This is a genomic window from Peribacillus sp. Bi96, from assembly GCF_918698115.1.
GTDB lineage: Bacteria > Bacillota > Bacilli > Bacillales > DSM-1321 > Peribacillus.
The window spans coordinates 34384-57612 of the sequence record NZ_CAKKLV010000009.1 but is presented as its reverse complement, the minus strand read 5'-3'; the positions used below and the strand labels follow the sequence as shown (position 1 = coordinate 57612).

At 42.3% G+C, this 23229-nt stretch carries 18 protein-coding genes, 1 riboswitch and 1 other annotated feature; of the genes, 9 read left to right on the top strand and 9 right to left on the bottom strand.

Annotated elements, in window-relative coordinates; translation table 11 throughout:
• Positions 1 to 8: 8 nt before the first annotated feature.
• The gene (gene gltB, locus LQ203_RS13190) at positions 9 to 4553 is read right to left on the bottom strand and encodes a glutamate synthase large subunit (RefSeq protein ID WP_230158794.1); all 4545 of its coding nucleotides are present in this window, start codon (positions 4551 to 4553) and stop codon (positions 9 to 11) included.
• A gap of 133 nt (positions 4554 to 4686) precedes the next feature.
• Between gltB and LQ203_RS13185 the strand changes: the two genes are divergently transcribed.
• The 4 genes from LQ203_RS13185 (at position 4687) to LQ203_RS13170 (ending at position 7462) form a co-directional block, all read left to right on the top strand.
• Positions 4687 to 5589 carry a LysR family transcriptional regulator gene (locus LQ203_RS13185; RefSeq protein WP_230158793.1) on the top strand — a complete coding sequence of 301 codons (903 nt, stop codon included), beginning with the start codon at positions 4687 to 4689 and terminating at the stop codon, positions 5587 to 5589.
• Positions 5590 to 5871: 282 nt separating this feature from the next.
• Positions 5872 to 6312, top strand: a complete 441-nt coding sequence (locus LQ203_RS13180) for a spore coat protein (protein ID WP_230158792.1) — start codon at positions 5872 to 5874, stop codon at positions 6310 to 6312.
• Between the two features lie 123 nt (positions 6313 to 6435).
• Positions 6436 to 7035, top strand: coding sequence for a hypothetical protein (locus tag LQ203_RS13175; protein ID WP_230158791.1), 600 nt, complete (start codon positions 6436 to 6438; stop codon positions 7033 to 7035).
• A gap of 319 nt (positions 7036 to 7354) precedes the next feature.
• Positions 7355 to 7462 (top strand): hypothetical protein, encoded by a 108-nt coding sequence (locus LQ203_RS13170; RefSeq protein ID WP_230158790.1) that lies wholly within the window; start codon positions 7355 to 7357, stop codon positions 7460 to 7462.
• A gap of 77 nt (positions 7463 to 7539) precedes the next feature.
• Here the strand turns inward: LQ203_RS13170 and LQ203_RS13165 are convergent, their stop codons facing one another.
• The 5 genes from LQ203_RS13165 to LQ203_RS13145 all read right to left on the bottom strand — a co-directional run bounded on the left by LQ203_RS13165 (position 7540) and on the right by LQ203_RS13145 (position 15183).
• The gene (locus tag LQ203_RS13165; RefSeq protein WP_230158789.1) at positions 7540 to 8058 is read right to left on the bottom strand and encodes a hypothetical protein; all 519 of its coding nucleotides are present in this window, start codon (positions 8056 to 8058) and stop codon (positions 7540 to 7542) included.
• A gap of 147 nt (positions 8059 to 8205) precedes the next feature.
• The gene (locus LQ203_RS13160) at positions 8206 to 11127 is read right to left on the bottom strand and encodes a S8 family serine peptidase (RefSeq protein ID WP_230158788.1); all 2922 of its coding nucleotides are present in this window, start codon (positions 11125 to 11127) and stop codon (positions 8206 to 8208) included.
• Positions 11128 to 11462: 335 nt separating this feature from the next.
• A complete protein-coding gene (gene leuS / locus LQ203_RS13155; RefSeq protein ID WP_230158787.1) occupies positions 11463 to 13877 on the bottom strand; it encodes a leucine--tRNA ligase in 2415 nt (804 codons plus the stop codon).
• Between the two features lie 53 nt (positions 13878 to 13930).
• Positions 13931 to 14162 (bottom strand) — a binding site (T-box leader).
• A 154-nt stretch (positions 14163 to 14316) separates the two neighbouring features.
• The gene (locus LQ203_RS13150) at positions 14317 to 14580 is read right to left on the bottom strand and encodes a DUF2524 family protein (protein ID WP_230158786.1); all 264 of its coding nucleotides are present in this window, start codon (positions 14578 to 14580) and stop codon (positions 14317 to 14319) included.
• Between the two features lie 96 nt (positions 14581 to 14676).
• A complete protein-coding gene (locus LQ203_RS13145; RefSeq protein WP_230158785.1) occupies positions 14677 to 15183 on the bottom strand; it encodes an SMI1/KNR4 family protein in 507 nt (168 codons plus the stop codon).
• A 169-nt stretch (positions 15184 to 15352) separates the two neighbouring features.
• Between LQ203_RS13145 and LQ203_RS13140 the strand changes: the two genes are divergently transcribed.
• The 3 genes from LQ203_RS13140 to LQ203_RS13130 all read left to right on the top strand — a co-directional run bounded on the left by LQ203_RS13140 (position 15353) and on the right by LQ203_RS13130 (position 17417).
• Entirely contained in the window at positions 15353 to 16309 is a 957-nt protein-coding gene (locus LQ203_RS13140; RefSeq protein WP_230158784.1) for a TIGR01212 family radical SAM protein, read from the top strand.
• A 1-nt stretch (position 16310) separates the two neighbouring features.
• Positions 16311 to 16883 carry a class I SAM-dependent methyltransferase gene (locus LQ203_RS13135; RefSeq protein ID WP_230158783.1) on the top strand — a complete coding sequence of 191 codons (573 nt, stop codon included), beginning with the start codon at positions 16311 to 16313 and terminating at the stop codon, positions 16881 to 16883.
• Between the two features lie 138 nt (positions 16884 to 17021).
• Positions 17022 to 17417 (top strand): hypothetical protein, encoded by a 396-nt coding sequence (locus LQ203_RS13130; protein WP_230158782.1) that lies wholly within the window; start codon positions 17022 to 17024, stop codon positions 17415 to 17417.
• A 72-nt stretch (positions 17418 to 17489) separates the two neighbouring features.
• On the opposite strand, the gene LQ203_RS13125 is transcribed toward LQ203_RS13130, so the two are convergent.
• Positions 17490 to 18293 carry an alpha/beta hydrolase gene (locus LQ203_RS13125; protein ID WP_230158781.1) on the bottom strand — a complete coding sequence of 268 codons (804 nt, stop codon included), beginning with the start codon at positions 18291 to 18293 and terminating at the stop codon, positions 17490 to 17492.
• 211 nt (positions 18294 to 18504) lie between these two features.
• On the opposite strand from LQ203_RS13125, the gene LQ203_RS13120 reads away from it, so the two are divergent.
• Positions 18505 to 19023, top strand: coding sequence for a gamma carbonic anhydrase family protein (locus LQ203_RS13120; protein ID WP_230158959.1), 519 nt, complete (start codon positions 18505 to 18507; stop codon positions 19021 to 19023).
• A 44-nt stretch (positions 19024 to 19067) separates the two neighbouring features.
• Here LQ203_RS13120 and LQ203_RS13115 read toward each other — a convergent pair whose 3' ends face one another.
• Entirely contained in the window at positions 19068 to 19298 is a 231-nt protein-coding gene (locus tag LQ203_RS13115; protein WP_230158780.1) for a hypothetical protein, read from the bottom strand.
• Between the two features lie 149 nt (positions 19299 to 19447).
• Positions 19448 to 20641, bottom strand: a complete 1194-nt coding sequence (gene metK, locus LQ203_RS13110; RefSeq protein ID WP_230158779.1) for a methionine adenosyltransferase — start codon at positions 20639 to 20641, stop codon at positions 19448 to 19450.
• A gap of 163 nt (positions 20642 to 20804) precedes the next feature.
• Positions 20805 to 20968, bottom strand: a riboswitch (SAM riboswitch).
• Positions 20969 to 21384: 416 nt separating this feature from the next.
• Between metK and pckA the strand changes: the two genes are divergently transcribed.
• Entirely contained in the window at positions 21385 to 22971 is a 1587-nt protein-coding gene (gene pckA, locus LQ203_RS13105) for a phosphoenolpyruvate carboxykinase (ATP) (protein ID WP_230158778.1), read from the top strand.
• Positions 22972 to 23229 lie beyond the last annotated feature (258 nt).

Below are 23229 nucleotides of genomic sequence, written 5' to 3'. Positions count from 1 at the left end.
CCCCTTCCTTACTGCATCACAGCTTGTTTAGTGATTTTTTTATCTTGAACGGCATTTGCTTGAAATGCACTCATGATCGCTTCTTCATCCGATAGCCCTGCATGCTTCTGCTCTTCGATGCTTTTCATCATCCGTTTGTAATCTTTCGGAATGACTTTTACGAATTTCTTTGCGAAAGTCTCCCAGTTCTCCAGTACATAAGAAGCCTTGGCACTCTCTGTATAATGAAGGTGGCTGTGAATCATTTCTTTTACCTCGCTTGCATCATCCCCAAGCGTCTCGAATTCTATCATTTCAGCATTGCATAATGCCTTGAATTCTTCTGCATCATCAGCTAGTACATAAGCGATACCGCCTGACATGCCTGCTGCGAAGTTTTTGCCGACGTCGCCCAGAATGACCACACGTCCGCCTGTCATATACTCACAGCCATGGTCTCCAATTCCTTCAACGACAACATTGACTCCACTGTTCCGGACCGCGAATCGTTCTCCAGCACGGCCATTAATGTAGGCCTCGCCGCTTGTTCCGCCGTATAAGGCGATATTTCCTGCAATTACATTGTCCCCGGCCTCAATCTGATTCCCAGCAGGTGCCGTGATAACGATTTTTCCGCCAGATAAGCCTTTCCCAACATAGTCATTGACATCGCCCGTCAAATACATCGACATCCCATTTGGAATGAAGGCACCGAAGCTCTGGCCCGCCGATCCCGTAAAACGAAGGATGATCGTATCTTCAGGCAAGCCCAATTCTCCATAACGCTTGGATACTTCACTGCCGACAATCGTTCCAACAACACGATTCACGTTTGTAATCGGGAAGCTGACATCCACTTGGGTTTGATCATGTAAAGCAGGCTGCACCACAGGTAAAATCTCACGGATATCCAAGGATTCTTCAATTTTATGGTTTTGCGGAAGTTGGTACGTACGTATTCCCTCCGGTTGGAAAAGAAGTGTCGTCAAGTCCAGATGCTTCGCTTTCCAATGGTTTTGTGCCCGCTCGCTCACTTGTAAAACATCAGTACGGCCGACCATTTCTTCCAGTGTTCTAAAACCAAGCTCAGCCATCGTTTCCCGCACTTCCTCAGCTATGAAGCGCATGAAATTAACGACATGATCCGGATCTCCAGTGAATTTGCTGCGAAGCTCAGGGTTTTGAGTAGCTACCCCGACTGGACATGTGTCCAAATGGCAAGCACGCATCATGACACAGCCAAGGACCACAAGCGGTGCTGTAGCAAAACCGAATTCTTCCGCTCCAAGGATTGCTGCCATGACCACATCGCGCCCCGTCATTAACTTACCATCCGTTTCAAGGATTACACGGCTGCGCAGGCCATTCAGCATCAATGTTTGGTGTGCTTCGGCAAGGCCCAGCTCCCAAGGAAGACCAGTATGTTTGATACTCGTTTTTGGTGATGCACCCGTACCGCCATCATATCCACTAATAACGATGACATCCGCGGCACCTTTGGCGACACCGGCTGCAATCGTGCCTACTCCAGCTTTTGAGACAAGCTTGACGCTGATCCTGGCATCACGATTCGCATTTTTCAAATCATGGATCAGCTGTGCCAAATCTTCAATTGAATAGATATCATGATGTGGAGGCGGTGAAATCAGACCAACACCTGGTGTGGAACCACGGACCTCTGCGACCCAAGGATATACTTTGTTCCCGGGCAGCTGGCCGCCTTCGCCCGGCTTTGCACCTTGTGCCATTTTGATTTGAAGTTCATCGGCATTAACAAGGTAATGGCTTTTCACACCAAAACGACCAGATGCAATTTGTTTAATTCCGCTGCGGCGGTTATCGCCGTTTTCATCCACTTGGTAACGGCTAGGGTGCTCCCCGCCTTCACCACTATTGCTTTTTCCGCCTAAACGGTTCATTGCTATCGCTAATGTTTCATGTGCTTCCTGACTTAGTGAACCGAATGACATCGCGCCCGTTTTAAATCGGCTGACGATGGATTCAACGGATTCGACTTCATCTATCGAAATGCTTTGGCGCTTTTGATCGAACGAGAATAAATTCCGTAAAAACCCGAGTCTTTCTTCATTCGCCAAGTTTGAATATTGTTTAAATAAATTATAATCGCCTTTGCGGCAAGCCCATTGTAGCGTATGGATCGTTTTAGGATTGAAAGCATGATGTTCCCCTGTTTTTCTCCACTGAAAATCGCTTCCGCTTTCAAGTGTTTGGTCATAAGAATCAGCTGCAGCCTTCCTATGGCGAATCAACGCTTCATCCGCGATCGTTTCCAAATGGATCCCACTAAGCTGCGATGCCGTACCGCTGAAATAGCGTTCGATCACATCAGCACCGATTCCGACCGCTTCGAAAATTTGTGCGCCGCGGTAACTTTGAATCGTGGAAATCCCCATTTTCGACATCACTTTTACGATGCCTTCTGTCAACGAGCGTACATACTTCCTTACCGTTTCTTCGTAGCTGATGGCTAAACTGCCTTCCAATACAGCCTGCTTATATGTTTCATAAGCAAGGTACGGGTAAATCGCATCCACTCCATACCCGATTAGGGATGCGTAATGATGGACTTCCCTTGCTTCCCCCGATTCAACGATAATGCTCACTTTCGTACGGTTCCCATGACGGATCAGCTCTTGATGAAGGGAGCTAGCAGCCAGCAGGGAAGGAATCGCAGCCTTATCTTTGCTCATATCCTTGTCAGATAGTATCAAAAGGCTGACACCATCAGCGATCGCTTGTTCCGCTTCACGACAGATGCGATCAAGTTCGCTCTCTAAATCTTCTGAAAATAAAGTGTGAATGACTTTGCTTCTGAATTCCGGATAGGCATTTTCTTTCAACTGCTGCATTTGACCTGGCGTCAAAACAGGTGAATCCAATTGAATGCGGCGGCTGTTCGTTTCATCCGGTTTCAGCAAATCTCCTTCCGCACCCAGAAATGTCATCGTTGACGTGACGATTTGTTCACGAAGCGAATCGATTGGCGGGTTGGTTACCTGTGCAAAGGATTGCTTGAAATAGTTGAATAGTGATTGCGGGCGATCAGATAAGACCGCTAACGGAATGTCATTCCCCATGCTTCCCAGTGGATCTTTACCTTCGTTAATGACCGGCAGTAAATATTTTTGGACATCTTCATATGTGTATCCGAAAGCTTTTTGCCTGAATAATAAATCATTCAATGGCTCCCCTTTGAATACTGGTTCTTCGTCACATAATTGAACAAGCTGTTCGTCCAGCCATTGCTGGTATGGTTTTTCCTGAGCCATTTCCGACTTGATTTCTTCATCGGAAACAATACGGCCTTCCTCTAAATCTATTAAAAGCATTCTGCCTGGGCTTAAACGATCTTTATATAATACATTCTCCGGCTCCACATCGATCACGCCGACTTCAGAGGAGAAAATGATGTAATCATCTTTTGTCACATAATACCTTGCAGGCCTTAGACCATTTCGATCCAGGATGGCACCGATTTGCTTGCCATTCGTAAAGGATATGGCTGTCGGTCCATCCCATGGCTCCATGAGCATGCTATGATATTCGTAAAATGCCTTCTTTTCCTTCGTCATATGCGGGTTTTCCGTCCACGGTTCAGGAATGAGCATCATGGCAGCATGTGCCGGTTTACGACCAGCAAGCACGAAGAATTCAAGTGCATTATCAAGAATCGAAGAATCACTTCCGTCTATATCCAAAATAGGCAGGACCTTTTGCAGGTCATCTCCGAATGCTTCCGAAACAAACTGCTGCTCACGCGCCTTCATCCAATTCACATTGCCTCTAAGCGTATTGATTTCGCCATTATGGATCAGGTAACGGTTTGGATGTGCCCGTTCCCAACTAGGAAAAGTATTCGTGCTGAAGCGGGAATGCACTAAAGCGAAGGCCGAAACGAAAGCCTCCTGTTGAAGGTCAAGATAAAAAGCGTCCACCTGCTCTGGCGTCAACAATCCTTTGTATACGATCGTAGCACTTGAAAGGCTGGCAAAATAAAAACGATTGCCACGTTCACGAGCCCAGTTTTCAGCTTGTTTTCTAATAATGAACAATTTACGCTCAAAAGCTAAATCATCGGTAATCCCAACGCTTGCCCCGATGAATACTTGGCGGATCGTCGGACATGTCTCCTTGCCGACCTCCCCAATTTTAGTTGCATCAACAGGAACCGTTCTCCAGCCTAATAGCGTTTGGCCCTCTTGTTCGATAATTGCATTCAAACGAGCTTCTATTTCATTCCGTTCATCATCATTGTTAGAGAAAAAGAGCATGCCTACACCATAGCGTCCTTTTGCCGGCAAGTTCATTTCCGGGCATGCCAGCCTGAAATATTCATCAGGAATCTGCACCATTAATCCTGCGCCATCTCCTGTAAGAGGATCACTGCCCTGTCCGCCGCGATGATCTAATTGGCACAGCATATTCAGTCCTTGTTTGACGATGTCATGTGTAGCAAGCCCTTTTAAATGAGCGTATAAACCGATCCCACATGCATCATGTTCAAATTCAGGATGGTAGAGCCCTTGTGCCTTTGGTATTTGGTTGTATGTCATATTAATCGCCCCCATCGTATTCTTACACCGTTATGTCACTTACATTTATTCTAGGTTTTCAAATCGATATAAACAATATATAATTCTAATAGAATCTATCTCAATTTGAGATGAATGGCAGGAGGATGAATAAATGGAACTACGGCAATTACGTTATTTTGTTGAAGTCGCCGAGCGAGAACACGTCTCTGAAGCCGCAGAGCACCTGCATATCGCACAATCAGCAATCAGCCGGCAAATCTCCAGACTGGAAGATGAACTTGGCGTTCTTTTATTCGAAAAGGTGGGTCGAAATATTCAGTTAACCCCAATCGGTAAAATATTCTTGATTCATGCAAAGACGGCGATACAGGCGATAGAATATGCCAAATACCAAATTAAGGAATTTTTGGATCCTGAACACGGAACCATTAAGATCGGGTTTCCAACCAGCCTTTCCACCCATTTGCTGCCTACCGTCATTTCCGCTTTTAAAGATGAGCAGCCTAATATTGCGTTCCACTTAAGACAAGGTTCTTATTCCGCTTTAAAGGAAGCTGTCAAAAATCGCGAAATCGGATTAGCCTTTCTTGGACCAATACCGACAAACGATCCCGACATAGAAGGGCATATCCTATTCACGGAAAGCCTTTCCGCTTTACTGCCCATCACTCACCCATTAGCTGAAAAGAAGAGTCTGCGTCTCAATGACTTACGAAATGATCCATTCGTCTTGTTTCCAAAAGGATACATCCTTCATAGTATCGTCATCGATGCATGTAAGGCAGCAGGTTTCACACCGAACATTGCATCGGAAGGTGAAGACATGGATTCCATTAAAGGGCTCGTATCAGCAGGAATAGGAGTCAGTCTGCTTCCTGAAAGTACCTTTTATGAAGTCACTCCAAGACTGACTGTCAAAATCCCGATCGATACACCCGAAGTCAAACGGACTGTCGGCATCATCACACCAAAAAACAGGGATCTGGCACCATCCGAAAAGGTTTTTTACCAATTTGCGAAAAAGTTTTTCTCTGTTCTCGAGCAATATCAATAATTCATGGTTTGTGAATGTTCCATTCGTCCGTCCTTAATGCACTCAGCCCCATCAGTGAATTTGAATGATGATGTATATGAAAGAATGGAGCGTTTGCCCTACCCCTCTTTCAGAAAAGTTGTGGACGAATTTTGGAAAGCTATATCCATAAATGATTTCACTAGACAACTTACAAATAGTCCACTGTTCGAGTAACGTATCAAGATTATTCGTTCAGGAGGATTTTAAATGAAACCCACTCATCCACATCTTGCTTAGCATGAAACACTCAAGCTTCATGAGTTGGTCACGGCCCAGTCCAATGCCCTTATGAAATTTAAAAGAGCTTATCCAAAAATAAAAGACCCCATTTTAAAAACGATATATAGGCAAACGATTGATGCCCTTACCCAAAACATCACGGAGCTGCTGCAATTTTACCCATTGACGCCTAAGACAGGTCGGGATGACGATGTATTAAAAGATGACGCATCGGCCGCTGCTGCCGGGGAATTACTGGGCTTTGCCAAAACATCCATCAAAAGTTATGCCCTTGCCATTACTGAAACAGCCACCCCTTCTCTTCGAAAAGTATTTAAGAAACATTTAAATGGAGCCATCGATACCCATGCCAAGATTTTCAACTGCCTATATGAAAGAAACCTCTATCCTGCTTACGACTTAAACCAATTGCTTCAAAATGACGTCGATGTTGCCAATAAGGCTCTTTCCCAACCATTCTAAATGCAAAAAAGGCAAGCATATAGATTGCCTTTTTGCCGTGTTCCGATTCCGATTTTTATTATAATGTTATAATATATAAGAATTGGTTTTAATTAGGTTAAAAGTATTCAAGAGGTGAAAATCATGAAAAAGATCTTTTTGTCCATCATCCTATCCCTACTCTCACTTTCTTTAGTCGCCTGTAAGGCTAATGATCCAAAATCCGAGAATAACCTTTCAGTTCCTGAGCTGACAGCAAGGGAAAAGGCCATCTTGGAGAATACAGCTGAACATTCCTTTCTTATCGATTTCAATGTAGATGATACATACAAGGAGATGTCCGTCTGGGTCGAAAAATATGAATTTGGCAAACTAGTCGAAGATGAAAAAGGCCGAATGACAACTGGGATTGAAAAAAATGGGACGATCATCTTCACCACATCCAAAACGGATGAGGAACAAGACCAATCGATGTTCAATATCAGCATTCAAAATGATGATGGTACGACTACAGCGACGTACCCTGAAAAGATTGAGAAGATGGCTGCAAGCGTATCGGGCAGTACAGGTAAGATCGATATACATACCACAAACAAGCCTGTATTGGCGAGCATTTGTTATTCAAGCGGAGATGAAGGCATACATTCACTTTCCACTGATTTTTACAATGATATGGATAGACATATCGACGAATTAAGGGAATACGATGTTGTCTACCTTTTGAGAAGTGAATTTACAAAATGAGCGAACGGTGTAAGAAAGGAGCCTGCGGGGGACTTTAATGCTAATCTATCAAGAAATCTTAGCCGGCTTATCATACGATATTGATAGGTGGGGTAATGAGGATTCCAGATAAGGTTTATCTTGCATGGATGATAACCACAAAAGCAGCCATTGCTCTTAGAACATGGCTGCTTTTCCCTGATGAGGGGTATGCGTTCATTTTAATGAAGTAGCAGATATGTTTGTGACGTTTTTTCAACACCTGTAACAAGCCTATTGAAGGAAGAGAAATATCGGTGTAACCTTTTAAAATGAAAAAAAGAGAAAGAAGATTATTGAATTGAAGAAAATCATCCTTCTCTTTGCAGCAGTAGTCATTGCCAGCTCTCTCGGACATCAAATAAACAGCGGATATAAGGCCCCACGTAAATTCCGTCCTAAAGTATAGGGAAATTCATTTTAAATAATTAGATTGAGAAACCTTACTAAATAAAAAAGAGAAAGGGATTCCCCTCTCTTAACATGTTAAAAGTCCTTCACTTCTAAATTAATTCCATCTACTTGATCATTATAGATAAAAAATGAAATGAATATATCATTATCCCGATCAATATATTCAATTATTTTGTCAGTTTGATCACTTGAACGCTCTATATAGTTTTCCCCATAGATATTAATAAAATCCTTTACAGATGTACCAATTGAAACATTTTTGGAAGTCTTGGAGCTAGAATCGAAAGTTTCAATTCTATATATACGTTTATTTTTTTTACTCTTATCTACAGTAATACGTTTATTTATGTTTTTATCAATGTTATACATTTTATAGCCAGGATGGCTAACATCTTTAGCGATAGAAAAGAAATGGTTCTTTCGATATTTATCCATAGTTTCCAATAGATAAATATGATCTATATTTTCTTTTGATAGATCAGTCGTTTTTGTTTTATATTCATAAAACTGAAACCCTACAACAAAACTGAATACTGCCAATATGATTATGGTAAATAAGAAAACAACGTTTACTTCTTTTATTTTTTCCAATTATCGATACTCCTAAACGAAAGTTTTGCAAGTGAAACACGAAGGGCTCAGCACGTTCTAGTCAATGTAGCTTGCATTATTTATACCCTTCTAAGCTAATGGACAAAAAAAGACCGCTTAACAATTAAGTTAAACGGCCTTCACCACTTACTTTTTAGATTTCTTAACGGTTACTTTTGTTGCTTTTCCTGTATTGCCCGCTTTGTCTTTTGCTGAGACATATAATACGGATCCCGCTTTTTTCTTGCTGATTTTGATGGAGAAGTTCCCCTTCTTATCAGCTTTTGCCGTTCCGATGTTTTTATTGTTGTACTTCACTGTAACTGATGAACCCAATTCGGCTTTACCAGTTACTTTTGTTGCTTTGTCATTTACTTCATTCACTTTCGGTGCTCCTGGAGCGGTTTTATCGAGAACAGTTACGGTTGCCGCCTTGCTTTCACGTTTAGCTAAGTCTGTAGCTGTGACTGAAAGTTTAGTACCAGCCTTTTGCTTGCTGATTTTCACTTTGAAATTCCCTTTGCTGTCCGTGTTACCTGAACCAATCACTTTTTTTGCGCTATTTTTGATTGTGATTTTCATGTCTGCTTGTGATTGACCCGTTGCATACGTATCTTTGTCACTTACCGCTTTAACAGTTGGCTTATTGGGCGTTTGACCCTTCTTCACATATACTTTAAATGAAGTTATTGCTAGTTTTGAAGAATCAGAGATATTCACAGTAAGCAGTTGCTCCGCTTTTTGGACCGGAATAGTAACGGTGAACGTTCCGTTAGCTGCCGCCGTGCCTTTACCGAGCGTTTTGTTTCCGCTTTTCACTTCGATTACTGAACCTTTTTTAGCTGAACCAGTCAGTTTTGTTTGCGTATCCATCACAAGATTGACTTTAGCTTGTAAATCCACTGCACTAAGTGCACTGTAAGCATTCAGTCTTCCAAATCCAGATACCAAATCTTTTCCGACAGGCAGTTCTTCTTCTGGGATTATAATCTCGCCATCTTCAGGTTGATAATCCTCATAAGGGTCTACATTATCTTCTTCTTCAAACGCGACATATTCCGATGTCTGATGAAGGATTTCCCTTACTTCATTCACTTTCAACCCGGGATTCCCTGACAACAACAAGGCTGTAGCTGCCGCAACATGCGGGGCTGCCATTGATGTTCCATCCATGTAAGTAACATTCCCATTAGGTACAATGCTCGGAATGCCTGTCCCTGGAGCGACCATGTCCAATTTCGATCCATAATTGGAATAATCGGATACTAAATCAAGGGCATTGGTTGCACCGACGGATATCGCGTATTTAGATGAAGCAGGATAAGATAGACCATCCATCCCATCATTACCACTTGCTACGACAACCATTACATTCTTGGCGGCGGCATGTTTCAAGGCGTATTCAATCGTTCTGCTATATTCTCCGCCCAAGCTAAGGTTTATTACCTTTGCACCATGATCCACGGCATATTTAATGCCTAGTGCAATTTTCTCATTGTCTCCATATCCTGAAGAATCCAAGACCTTCACAGGCATGATTTTAGCTATTGGATTGATTCCTTGCATGGAATAACCATTATCTGCTTTGGCAGCGATAATTCCGGATACATGTGTACCATGGCCATTGTCATCGATTGCATCTACTTTCTTATCAATGAAATTCTTGCCTAAGTCCATGCGAACCGTATCTTTCAAATCCGCCAGTGAATCATCGACACCTGTGTCGATAACCGCTACTAATGTTTCCTTTAAATTACGTTTCTTAATAAGGGCCTGCAGTTTTTCGTTATCGATGTCTGCCCCCTTAATGCCTTCTTCTCCACCGGCATTATTTAAAGACCATTGATACGGTGACTGAATATCGGCTGAAAGTGCTTTATACGTTTTTACCGGTTCGATATATTCCACTTCTGGAAGTTTTTCGATACTCGATAGAGCTGCTGTGCTCATTTTAGCTTGATTCTTTAACTCTACGACATACATATCATCATACAGAACCTCTTGTTTCTTAGGTGTCGACAATGTTCCATATCCTTTTCCGCTGACCTTGGATTGGAGCGAGCTTAATGACTTCCCAGGTTTAAGTTTGACGATATATTTGCTTTTTGTATTTTTTGAAGCTGGCAGTTCCATTCCTGCTTTGCTTGCGATATCTACGATTCTCTCACCTGCAAGCTTATCAAGATTGATTTTCTTTGCCATGTCTTCCATATCCTTTTTCAATCCAGCTGGAGCGACACCTGCCGACTTAGTGAACAAAGCTTTAATCGCTTCTTGCTGTTTGTTGCTAATGACCGCTGTACTGCTTGCTCCATTTTCATTAAGATCCTCAATAAGGGGCTTAATCTCGACTAAGTGATTATAAACAGCTTCCCGTGCCGTTTTATTACCGGCAAGATGAAGTGCCAGGAAGGGGGAAGCCTTATAGTATAAAGAAGAAAGGGTTCGTCCCTCAGACGACTTCGTGAGAACTTCATCTCTAAACACGCGGAGTGTTTTCAACATCGATTCTCCCGTTTTCTTATCATTTACACTAACTTCGACCGGACATGATTCAAGATCCATCTCTTCATCCCCAGCAGATGGCGGCAGTGCTACTGAATGAGCATTGATGGAGTATTCCGATTCATTTTTAGCATCTGGTATAGGATTCCCCTCATCATCCATTTCGCCAAAATATTCAACTTTAACATAATACGTACCTTCCCATGCATAGGGGAAATCGATTACGGCTTTTTCATCCGGATAAGAAGAGCCAAAATAAATGCCCTCATCTTTTTCGGCTTTTTCTTTATCTTGATAAACGGAAATATTCAAGATTTTATCAGAATTGACCTCGAACTCAATATGGGAGAATTTTTGTATTTCCTCTTCTGACGGGGTGATTTGGTACCATTGAACATCGGGTTTTTCAAACTTTCCGTCCAAAGTGTCCCCATTTTTAATGGTTTTAACATTTTCAATAGGTGTTACTGTTGCAGCTTGAGCGTTTTGTGGAACCATCAAACTGACAATCAGTGCAAAAATAAGTAAAAACGCCATAAATCTACTTACATTCTTAAATTTCACAGTTTCCCCTCCAATAATTGGTTAAAAAATAATAGTACTATACCAAACTATCACACTGTAAAATTTTATCCAACTAATATTTCCCTTTTTATATAGAAAATGCTTGATACAATTGAACATCTAGCCGAAAAATGATTCGCATGTACCAATTAAGCAAGATATTTAAGGTCTAATGGACATCCCATAATACCTGTCGATGCCTATTGATAGATTCACCGCTAATGGATTTAAATTAGTGAAAATACTACCATGACCTACTCTCTACATTCATCCAATGCCGAAGCAAAAAAAAAGCTGTCCCTGCATGAAAACATGCGGAACAGCTCTCATTCGATTCAGTTTGCGACGATATTGACTAATTTGCCTGGTACGGCAATGACTTTACGGATGGTTTTCCCATCGATTTGTTCTTTGATGGCATCATCACCCATCGCAATTTCTTGCAGTTTTTCTTTCGTAGTGTCTGTCGGCACCATTAATTTCGCTTTTACTTTTCCGTTGATTTGGATGACTATTTCTACTTCGTTGTCCACCAACTTCGCTTCGTCGAAAGCCGGCCAAGTTCCGTACGTGATGCCCTCTGAATGACCTAGTTTAGACCAAAGTTCCTCGGCGATATGCGGTGCAACAGGTGCAAGCAATTTGATGAAGCCCTCAATATATACTTTAGGAAGCGAATCTGCTTTATAGGCATCATTGATGAATACCATCAATTGTGAAATCGCCGTATTGAATTTCAATTCTTCATAGTTCTCGGTCACTTTTTTAACCGTTTGATGATAGACTTTTTCTAGCTTACCTGTATCATCCGTTTCGGTCATCTTATCTGTGATCGTACCTTCTTCGTTTACTAATAAACGCCAGATACGGTCCAGGAACCGGCGCGAACCATCCAATCCGTTAGTAGACCAGGCAATCGATGCATCCAATGGTCCCATGAACATTTCGTACATGCGAAGTGTATCGGCACCATGGCTTTCAACGATGTCATCAGGGTTCACTACATTCCCTTTGGATTTACTCATTTTTTCATTATTTTCGCCAAGGATCATCCCTTGGTTAAATAGGTTTTGGAATGGTTCCTTCGTTGGAACGACACCGATATCGTACAAGAATTTATGCCAGAAACGTGCGTACAGCAAGTGAAGCACCGCATGCTCAGCTCCACCAATATAAATGTCGACCGGCATCCATTCTTTTAATTTTTCAGGATCTGCAAGTGCTTCCTTGTTATCCGGATCAATATAACGAAGGAAATACCAGCTGCTTCCAGCCCATTGTGGCATGGTATTTGTCTCACGGCGCCCTTTTCGTCCGTTTTCATCCGTTACGTTTACCCATTCCGCAATGTTCGCAAGTGGCGATTCACCTGTACCTGAAGGCTTGATATCCGTCGCTTTCGGTAAAATCAATGGAAGTTCTTCTTCCTTCACTGCAGACATGGTGCCATCTTCCCAATGGATGATTGGAATCGGTTCGCCCCAGTAACGTTGACGGCTGAATAACCAGTCGCGAAGACGGTATGTGATTTTCTTCGTACCGATTTCTTTTTCTTCGAGCCATTTAATCATGGTTGAAATGCCTTCTTCTTTATTCAACCCATCAAGGAATTCAGAATTCACATGAAGACCATCGCCTGTATATGCCTCACTTTTCACATCTCCGCCAGCTACGACTTCCTTGATCGGCAAGTCGAACTTGACTGCAAACTCATAATCGCGCTCATCATGCGCAGGAACGGCCATGATGGCACCAGTTCCGTAGCTGATCAACACATAATCAGCAATCCAGATCGGCATTTTTTCACCGTTTACCGGGTTAATCGCATAAGCCCCTGTGAACACGCCTGATTTATCCTTTGCCAAGTCTGTTCTTTCCAAGTCGCTTTTATGTTTCACTTCATCTAAATAAGCTTCAACTGCCGCCCTTTGATCAGCCGTCGTAATTTTATCGACAAACTGATGTTCAGGTGCCAATACGGCATATGTTGCACCGAATAATGTATCCGGGCGGGTCGTGAACACCGTGAACGTATCTTGGTGACCATCGATATGGAAAGTAACCTCCGCTCCCTCTGAACGGCCAATCCAGTTACGTTGCATATCCTTGATGTTTTCAGGCCAATCCACATCATTCAAATCGTCGATCAAACGGTCTGCATAAGCTGTGATTCGAAGCATCCATTGTTTCATCGGGCGGCGTTCAACCGGATGGCTTCCACGCTCACTTTTTCCATCGATGACTTCTTCGTTCGCCAATACCGTCCCAAGTGCCGGACACCAGTTAACGGCCACTTCATCAATATATGCAAGGCCCTTTTCATATAATTTCAAGAAGATCCATTGCGTCCATTTGTAATAGTCTGGATCTGTCGTGTTTATTTCGCGATCCCAGTCATAAGAAAAACCAAGGGCTTTGATTTGGCGGCGGAACGTGTTGATGTTGTGCTCCGTGAATTCAGCTGGATCATTTCCCGTATCGATCGCATATTGCTCTGCCGGAAGTCCAAAAGCGTCCCAGCCGATCGGGTGCAATACATTATACCCCTGCGCCCGTTTCATCCGTGCTAGGATATCGCTTGCCGTATAACCTTCCGGGTGCCCAACATGAAGACCGGCCCCTGAAGGATATGGGAACATATCCAGTGCGTAGAATTTACGTTTACCGCTTTCTTCACCCGTTTTGAATGTTTTATTGCCTTCCCAATACTTTTGCCATTTTGTTTCTATGCTTCTATGGTCAAAACTCATTTGATTTCCTCCTAATTTCCGTATAAAAAACAATAAAAAACCCCTCATCCCAAAATAGGGACGAGAGGATTATGTATATCTTCCCGCGGTACCACCCACATTGGCGATAGCTAAAATCCGCCCAGCTTAAAACATCCGTAACATGGATTTAAACGCCAGGCATTACTTTTTACCTTCACACCCGGGACTCCAAGGCGAGTTCACGACCATCCCAGGTTGACTTGCACCATCCGTCAACTCTCTTTACTGGTTTAAACCGCTACTATTCCTCATCATAGTCTTTATGAGAATATTGCATTATATTTCATTCTAGTCAATTTCACCGATAATTGCAATAGCCGTACATAAACATTATCGACAGGTTTTTCATTATATATGCGAATTCAAGAAAATTCGTGCAAAAAAGGGAGCTATGCATGCATAGCTCCCTTGCTTCCCTTTAATGTCGCAGTAAAATCATTTCATTTTTCAAATCATTCAACTGCTGCTGCATCCGAGAAAGCATATCCCGTTGTTGGGCATTAGCACTGTTATATAATCGTTCCATATCCGTCAATGCCTCTTCGATATACCTCTGCGAATTTTGAAATTGTTCATCATCATAATGCTCCTGCCGTGAGGCTTCGTTAAATTCATACTCTGCAAAATGGAGAGCTCCTTCACATTGCTCTAAAAAATGATCGACGGATTGTCTGGTTGCCATTTCAAACCCTCTCCTTCGCGTCTCATTTGGATGATTCGGGATCATCTTGATTAGTTTGAGCAATTAACGAGTGGATTATCATTTTTTTTGAGGAATTCATCCTTTATCCCAAAACTTTTCCCCTTGATGTGAAATGAATTGCTCGATCCATTCGGCAAAACCCATATGGAGTTTCTCGCCTTCTTCAAAATCATCGATATGGCCTTTTACCATTAAGTACTCCTTATCGCCTTTAGCAACGGCTTCCCCATCGATCACGATATTATCTTGATAAATGCAGGCCACTTTATAGCGTCCTTCATAGGATTCTTCATATGTGTAATTAATTATGTCATCCAGGCTGTATAAATCATTTTCCCCACCTGATTCTCGTGTTTCGAACAGACGGCATCCGTTCGTTATTTTCAAAAACTCTTTATAATCATCGGGCAGAAGCAGTCCGGTTTTTTCTTCAAAGGAATGAATTTGTTCATCCGAAGCAGGGGAATTGAAGGTGCAAGTGGCTTTGTATATAAACCCATCTTCATTTACTTCGATCACCTGATTATTTTCGGCTAATCTCTTTTTCATTTGTTTAATCGCTTCTTCAACTTGACCGGTCATGTCCATCAGCTCCCGATTGGATATAGTCATTCACTAGATATACTGGCCTTAGCAGCTAAACCTTTACCCTTCAAGTATACAGTATACGCTTTTTTTTCGAAAAAAGACCTAGCTGCCAGAATGTTGTATAATATATGATGCGCTTTATTATACTTAGGAGGTTGCTGATTTGAATCAAGCAAACCCGTTTATATATGCAACGGATAACAAAAGATATCACACATGGAATTACCACTTGAGAAAACATTTTGGACATAAGGTTTTTAAAGTTGCCCTGGATGGCGGTTTTGACTGTCCGAACCGTGATGGCACCGTCGCACATGGAGGCTGTACCTTCTGCAGTGCCTCAGGCTCGGGTGACTTTGCAGGCAATCGGGTGGAGCCGCTCGAAGTCCAGTTTAAAAAAATCAGCGAACGGATGCATCATAAGTGGAAAGACGGAAAGTATATGGCCTATTTTCAAGCGTTCACAAATACGCATGCACCCGTGGCAGAGCTTCGCGAGAAATACGAAAGTGTTCTGACCCAGGAGGGTGTCGTTGGACTCTCCATAGCTACACGCCCTGATTGCCTGCCCGATGATGTAGTCGAGTATTTGGCAGAATTGAATGAACGCACATACCTATGGGTGGAACTTGGTCTCCAGACGGTGCACGAAAAGACCGCGACGATGATCAATCGTGCCCATGACTTCGATTGCTACAAAGAAGGCGTCGATAAACTGCGCAAACATGGCATTCGCGTATGTTCCCATATCATCAATGGCCTTCCTCAGGAAGATTACGATATGATGATGGAAACAGCCCGAGAAGTAGCCAAACTCGATGTACAGGGCATAAAAATCCATTTACTTCATCTCTTAAAAGGGACACCGATGGTCAAACAATATGAAAAAGGCTTGCTTGAATTCCTGGACCGTGATGATTATGTCAGCCTGGTCTGTGACCAGTTGGAAATCATTCCAAAAGAAATGATCGTTCATCGCATAACAGGTGATGGTCCGATCGATTTAATGATTGGTCCAATGTGGAGCATCAATAAATGGGATGTCTTGAATGCCATTGATGACGAATTGAAACGCCGCAACAGCTGGCAGGGGAAAAATCACCATACGGAGGTACAATAAGATGAAGCTTGACCGCATTTTGCCATTCGCAAGAATTCTGCTTGAAAAAGCGGTCCACCCTGGGGACATAACCGTTGATGGCACGATGGGCAACGGTTTTGATACGACCTTTCTTGCAGGGCTTACAGGTAAAAACGGACATGTCTATAGTTTTGACATTCAGAAAGAAGCCATCCAAATAACAGGTGCCAAACTGAAAGAAGAACATTTACTTGAGCATTGCACTCTCATTCACGACGGGCATGAACAAATGAGCAAATACATCAAGAAAGAACATTTTGGAAAAATCACAGGGGCCATATTCAACCTAGGCTACCTTCCTGGCGGAGATAAATCCATCATCACCCAAGCCGATTCGACGATATCGGCCATTGAACAGCTTTTCGAGATGTTGGCACCAGAAGGGATCATCATCCTCGTCATCTACCATGGTCATCCAGGAGGATCGGCAGAACGTGATGCATTGATGGATTATGTACAGGACTTCCCTCAACAAAAAGCACATATCCTGAAATACGGCTTCATCAACCAAGCCAATAATCCGCCATTCATTGTCGCAATTGAAAAGAAATGATAACTTTTGACACCGTTCTATCCGAACGGTGTTTTTTCAATTCACACTCGCATACAGCAGAATTACCAATCATAACTTTTTGAATTTTGCGTCTATAATGATTATAATTGATAGAAAATAGATAAGAGGGTGCAGAAAATGGAACATTTGCCTACTTCATTACTGACAGATATATTGACTGAAAAAATCAAAAGGGATTCAAGTGTACAATACGGGGATTTTGTCAGCTCGCTTAACTCGTTGACAGAAAAACAAAAAAACATGGAGGACCTCAAACAATTCGATCAACTTTTTGATAAGTTCCTGCCACAGCTCGATTTAATGATTTCCACACAAAACCATGAAGCGATCATGAATATGAAAGCGACGCTTTTGGACCTATTCGCCAATGACTTAACCTTCAAATCCATTTATCTCCTATCCACTGCATTATCCAATAAAAAAGAACTTACACACTTGAACCAATTTATGTACCCGGTTTCTTTCTGGGCACCGGTCATCAAGTCGAACGAGTTGCTTAAAAACGCAGGCTGATCCAAATAAAAAAAGCTGCCGAGGTCTAACTTCGGCAGCTTTTCATTATATATCCTGACAGTATGTACTGATTCAGACGACATACCCTAATATCTTTAAACGGTTTTCAACAAAACTCAGAGCATATTGAAATACATCATCACGCTCTGGTTCGTTGAAGATTTCATGATAGAGTTTTGGCCATTCCTTATACTGCTTTTCACTGGCCAAGTTATAATTAAACCACTCACGTACCGCCTTTTTATTCACGATTCGGTCATCTCCGCCCTGCATGACCAATAGCGGCACATCCTGAAATTCAGGTATCTCTTCAAAAGCATCCTTCATTGCCTGTGCAAGTTCACGATACCAGCGAACTGAAACCTTAGTGATGTATAATGTATCGTTTCTATCGGATTCACGAATTTCTGAACTTCTCGTTGCCATTTCAGGTGTTAATCCGGAATCTACCCTGAACATAGGCATCACGAGGTTCAAACCATGCGAGATGGTAGTCAGGAACTTCGGCGGCTTCGTCATGAGACCTAGACATGGTGAAGATAAAATCACCCCTGCAATGTCCCATTCCTCTTCCTGAAGAAGACGTATCGAAATTAAACCACCCATGCTGTGTCCAAGTAAAAAGACCGGCAGTGAATATTCGTAGGCTACTTCTATCCAGCTTTTCACTTCGTCTAAATATTCATCAAAGGAATCGATATGTCCCCGGTAGGCGCGAGTTGTCATTCCCTGCCCAGGAAGGTCGCCCATCACGACATGGTATCCCGCTGAAAGCCACATTTGTGTTACCCACTTATAACGGCCATGATGTTCCATTGCCCCATGAATGATGACAATGACGCCTTTTGCGTCTCCTTCAGTCTCCCATTTCCACATTCGAAATCCCCCTTTCACTTTTCACTTGTTGTTTCCGTTCCTTGATAGTTAAAAATAATATATATAAATTATAACCATATTCATGTTTTTCGACAAAAAAGAAATCTAACAAGTTGTACATTCGTATTATAAATAGCCAAGTGTATTTGCATACGGTATATTAAAATAATACATAAAAACATTCACTTCGGAAAGGAAATGATTGAAAATGATTATTTATCCGTTTAAAGGCAAAGAACCCGAAATTGCTGAAAGCGCTTATATTGCAGAAAATGCTGTCGTGACGGGTGATGTGAAAATTGGTGACGAATCGTCGATTTGGTTCAATTCCGTCATTCGTGGTGATGTAGCCCCAACCATCATTGGAAAAAAAGTCAGTATACAGGATAACAGCGTCCTGCACCAAAGCCCGAATAATCCATTGATCATCGAGGATGAAGTAACCATTGGCCATCAGGTCATTTTACATAGCTGTAAAATTCGTAAAGGCGCTTTAATCGGCATGGGATCGATTGTACTTGATGCAGCCGAAATCGGCGAAGGAGCTTTTATCGGTGCAGGCAGTCTCGTTCCCCAAGGAAAAGTCATTCCGCCAAACATGTTAGCATTCGGACGCCCAGCAAAAGTGATTCGCGAAATCAATGAGGAAGACCGTCAGGATATGGAACGTATCGTACGCGAATATGCCGAAAAAGGACAATACTATAAAAATGCAGAGCGAATAAAATAAGTTCACGAATATCGGCCCGAAACTTACGAGTATAAAGCTGAGATTCATGGTAACGACATACTCACGAGTATTTGCTCGAAACTCACGAGTAAACGCTCCAAATTCACGAGTAAACGCTCCAAATTCACGAGTATTTGCTCCATACTCACGAGTAAACGCTCCATACTCACGAGTATTTGCACCAAATTCACGAGTAAACGCTCCAAATTCACGAGTATTTGCTCCAAACTCACGAGTAAACACTCCAAACTCTCGAGTAAACACCCAAAACTCACGAGTAAACACCCAAATTCACGGTAACGACATACTCATAAGAAAAAACTCAAATCTCAAAATGGGATTTCTTGAATTATTCCCTCTGCAAGCGAAATTAATCCATAAAAAAAGGTGCCCCGCTAATGCGAGGCACCTTTACTTTTATGGATTATGCTTGTGCTTTTAACGTTTCTGCTTTATCTGTGCGTTCCCATGGTAGATCCACATCTGTACGGCCAAAGTGTCCGTAAGCAGCAGTTTGTTTGTAGATTGGGCGACGAAGATCGAGCATTTTGATGATTCCAGCTGGACGAAGGTCGAAGTTAGCGCGAACTAGGTCAACAAGAACTTCTTCGCTAACTGTACCAGTTCCGAATGTATCAATCGAAATGGATACAGGCTCTGCAACACCAATTGCGTAAGCCAATTGTACTTCCGCTTTGTCAGCAAGGCCAGCTGCCACGATGTTTTTCGCAACGTAACGAGCAGCATATGCCGCAGAACGGTCAACTTTCGTAGCATCCTTACCAGAGAATGCACCGCCGCCGTGACGAGCATATCCGCCGTACGTATCAACGATGATTTTACGTCCAGTAAGACCAGCATCCCCTTGAGGTCCGCCAATTACGAAACGACCAGTCGGGTTGATGAAGTACTTCGTTTCAGTATCGATCAATTCAGCTGGAACAACTGCTTTAATGACATGTTCTTTTAAATCCGCTTGAATTTGCTCAAGCGTAATTTCTGCATCATGTTGTGTAGAAATGACGATTGTATCTACACGCACAGGACGGTTGTTCTCATCATACTCCACAGTTACCTGTGTTTTACCATCAGGGCGTAAGTAAGCAAGCGTTTCGTCTTTACGAACTTGAGCCAAGCGGAATGAAAGTTTATGTGCCAATGAAATCGGAAGCGGCATAAGCTCCTCCGTTTCATTACAAGCGAATCCGAACATTAGACCTTGGTCCCCTGCACCGATTGCATCGATTTCTTCCTCTGACATGTTTCCTTCACGAGCTTCAAGAGCTTTATCGACGCCAGCTGCGATATCGGCAGACTGCTCATCGATGGAACTCAATACAGCACAAGTTTCAGCATCGAAACCGTATTTCGCACGTGTATAGCCAATTCCTGCAATCGTATCACGAACGATACGCGGAATATCCACGTAAGCGGATGTTGTAATTTCACCAGCAACAAGTACAAGACCTGTTGTTACACTTGTTTCACACGCAACACGTGCATTTGCATCCTTAGCAAGGATAGCATCTAAAATGGAATCTGAAATCTGATCACAAATCTTGTCCGGATGGCCCTCTGTAACAGATTCAGAAGTAAATAGACGTTTCTTTGACATCATATTTCCTCCTTGGAAGTTAGTATGTTGTAGGCATAAGCCTGATTTTTTACGGAACTCGTTTCCCTCATTAGTTTCAACTATAGACACAGAATTACTTTAAAAAACACAAAAACCTTCCCTGGCAAATGAGGAAAGGTTTAACATTCTGTCTTCTATCCTTTCACTCTTATCGTTCAAGGGTTTTTTACCTTGCTCAGGTTAGCACCATCACCACTATTCCTTGAAGAACCATCGCTTTATTTTCGGCGTTTGGTCTTGGAGTCAAGTTCAATATGGCAGGTTGCTGGGTTTCAAAGGGCCTGTCCCTCCACCAACTCGGGATAAGAGAATCCGTACAATTTAAGATAATATCGTATTTGGTCGGAATTTGTCAATGCTTTTTCTTAAAAGAACAATTCCCTCCCAAACAGTGTTCACGTAAAAAACGTGCTGAATCAACGTCCTTAAAGGGTTTTAATTTAAAAAATGCCAATATAAATGTTGAAAATTCCCATTAATTCATAACTTCCGTATTATATGAAATACTATGCTTAATTACTTCCTATTTAATTAAAGGAAAATTTACTTACTTTAGAGTATATGCGATAATATTGACTCGGTTCCTGCCGATTTTCCCGGTTTAAAATGATGAACGGAACCAGCTGAAATTTATCACAAAACAAAATAAATAGTATAGACTATTTAAATGAATGTGTTATACTAATTGTAATATAAAAACTTAAACAAAGGAAGGTACCTCATATATGAATTCTGTAGATGTTTCTAATGAGTTACACCAATTATTAACAGGAAACAATGTGTACACTCAACTTTCAGTACCTCAATTGGTCGAAAAAGTATTAAGCAGACATGAAGGAGTATTAACATCAACCGGCGCAGTAAAAGCTGAAACAGGCAAATATACTGGTCGGTCACCTAAAGATAAATATATCGTGGAAGAAGCATCCGTTAAAGATAAAGTCGATTGGGGTTCAGTGAACCAGCCAATTTCTGAAGATGTGTTCAATAAACTATATAATAAAGTAGTTGATTACCTAAAAGCAAAAGAAGAGCTTTTTGTTTTCAAAGGTTTCGCTGGTGCAGATGAATCATCACGTCTTCCAATTCGCGTTGTTAATGAATATGCTTGGCATAATCTTTTCGCCCATACTTTGTTCATCCGTCCAAACGAAGAGGAACTAAGAGGTCACGAAGCAGAATTCACAATTCTTTCGGCACCTAATTTCAAAGCGGACCCAGAAGTGGACGGAACGAAATCCGAAACTTTCATCATCGTTTCATTTGAACGCCGTACCATCCTGATCGGCGGAACGGAATATGCCGGAGAAATGAAAAAATCGATCTTCTCAATCATGAACTACCTACTTCCAGAGGCAGGAATCCTTCCAATGCATTGCTCTGCTAACGTAGGACGTGAAGGGGATGTCGCTTTATTCTTCGGATTGTCTGGTACTGGTAAAACAACTTTATCTGCAGACACTAATCGTAAACTGATTGGTGATGACGAGCACGGCTGGTCTTCTAATGGTGTATTCAACATCGAAGGCGGCTGCTATGCAAAAACGATCAACCTTTCTCGCGAAAAAGAACCGCAAATTTTCGATGCCATCCGTTTCGGTGCCGTATTGGAAAACGTAGTTGTGGATCCTGAAACACGTGAGGCAAACTACGATGATAGTTCATTAACCGAAAACACTCGTGCTGCATACCAAATGCAAGCGATTGATAACATCGTGAGCCCAAGTATCGCAGGACACCCTAATACGATCATTTTCTTAACAGCTGATGCTTCAGGCGTACTGCCTCCAATCAGCAAGCTTTCCAAAGAACAAGCAATGTTCCATTTCCTAAGTGGATACACTAGTAAATTGGCTGGTACTGAAAGAGGGGTAACTTCACCGGAAGCTACATTCTCGACTTGCTTCGGTTCACCATTCTTACCGCTACCTGCTCAACGCTATGCTGAAATGCTTGGTGATAAAATTGACGAGCACAATTCAAAAGTATACCTTGTCAACACTGGCTGGACCGGCGGAGCATACGGAACTGGTAGCCGTATGAAACTTGCTTACACTCGTGCAATGGTACAAGCGGCACTTGAAGGTGAATTATCGAACATCGAAACGGTCAAAGATGATATCTTCGGTCTGGATATTCCACTTCATGTTCCTGGTGTTCCTGATGAAGTGCTTCAACCAATCAAAACTTGGGCAGACCCTGCTGCTTATAAACAATCAGCAACAGCCCTTGCCGCTCAATTCCGTGCAAACTTCAAGAAATTTGGAAGCGTTCCAAGTGAAATCGAAGAACTTGGCGGACCGATTGCTTAATATATTGAATACAAAAGGACCAAGCTCATGCTTGGTCCTTTACAGTTTGTAGCAAAAAGGTTAGGTACGAGACTCCTGCGGGAATACGCGTCTAAGGGAGACCCCGCAGGAGTCTCCCAGACCGCCCGCTGAAAGCGAGTGCCTGGAGCGGAAATCAACGGTCAGATTTTTTTATTGCGATATCCCTCCTGACTTCGACTCAGAAATCCATTCCCATACAGCATCAAAAAAGGCACTGACTTTAAGTCAGCACCCTCC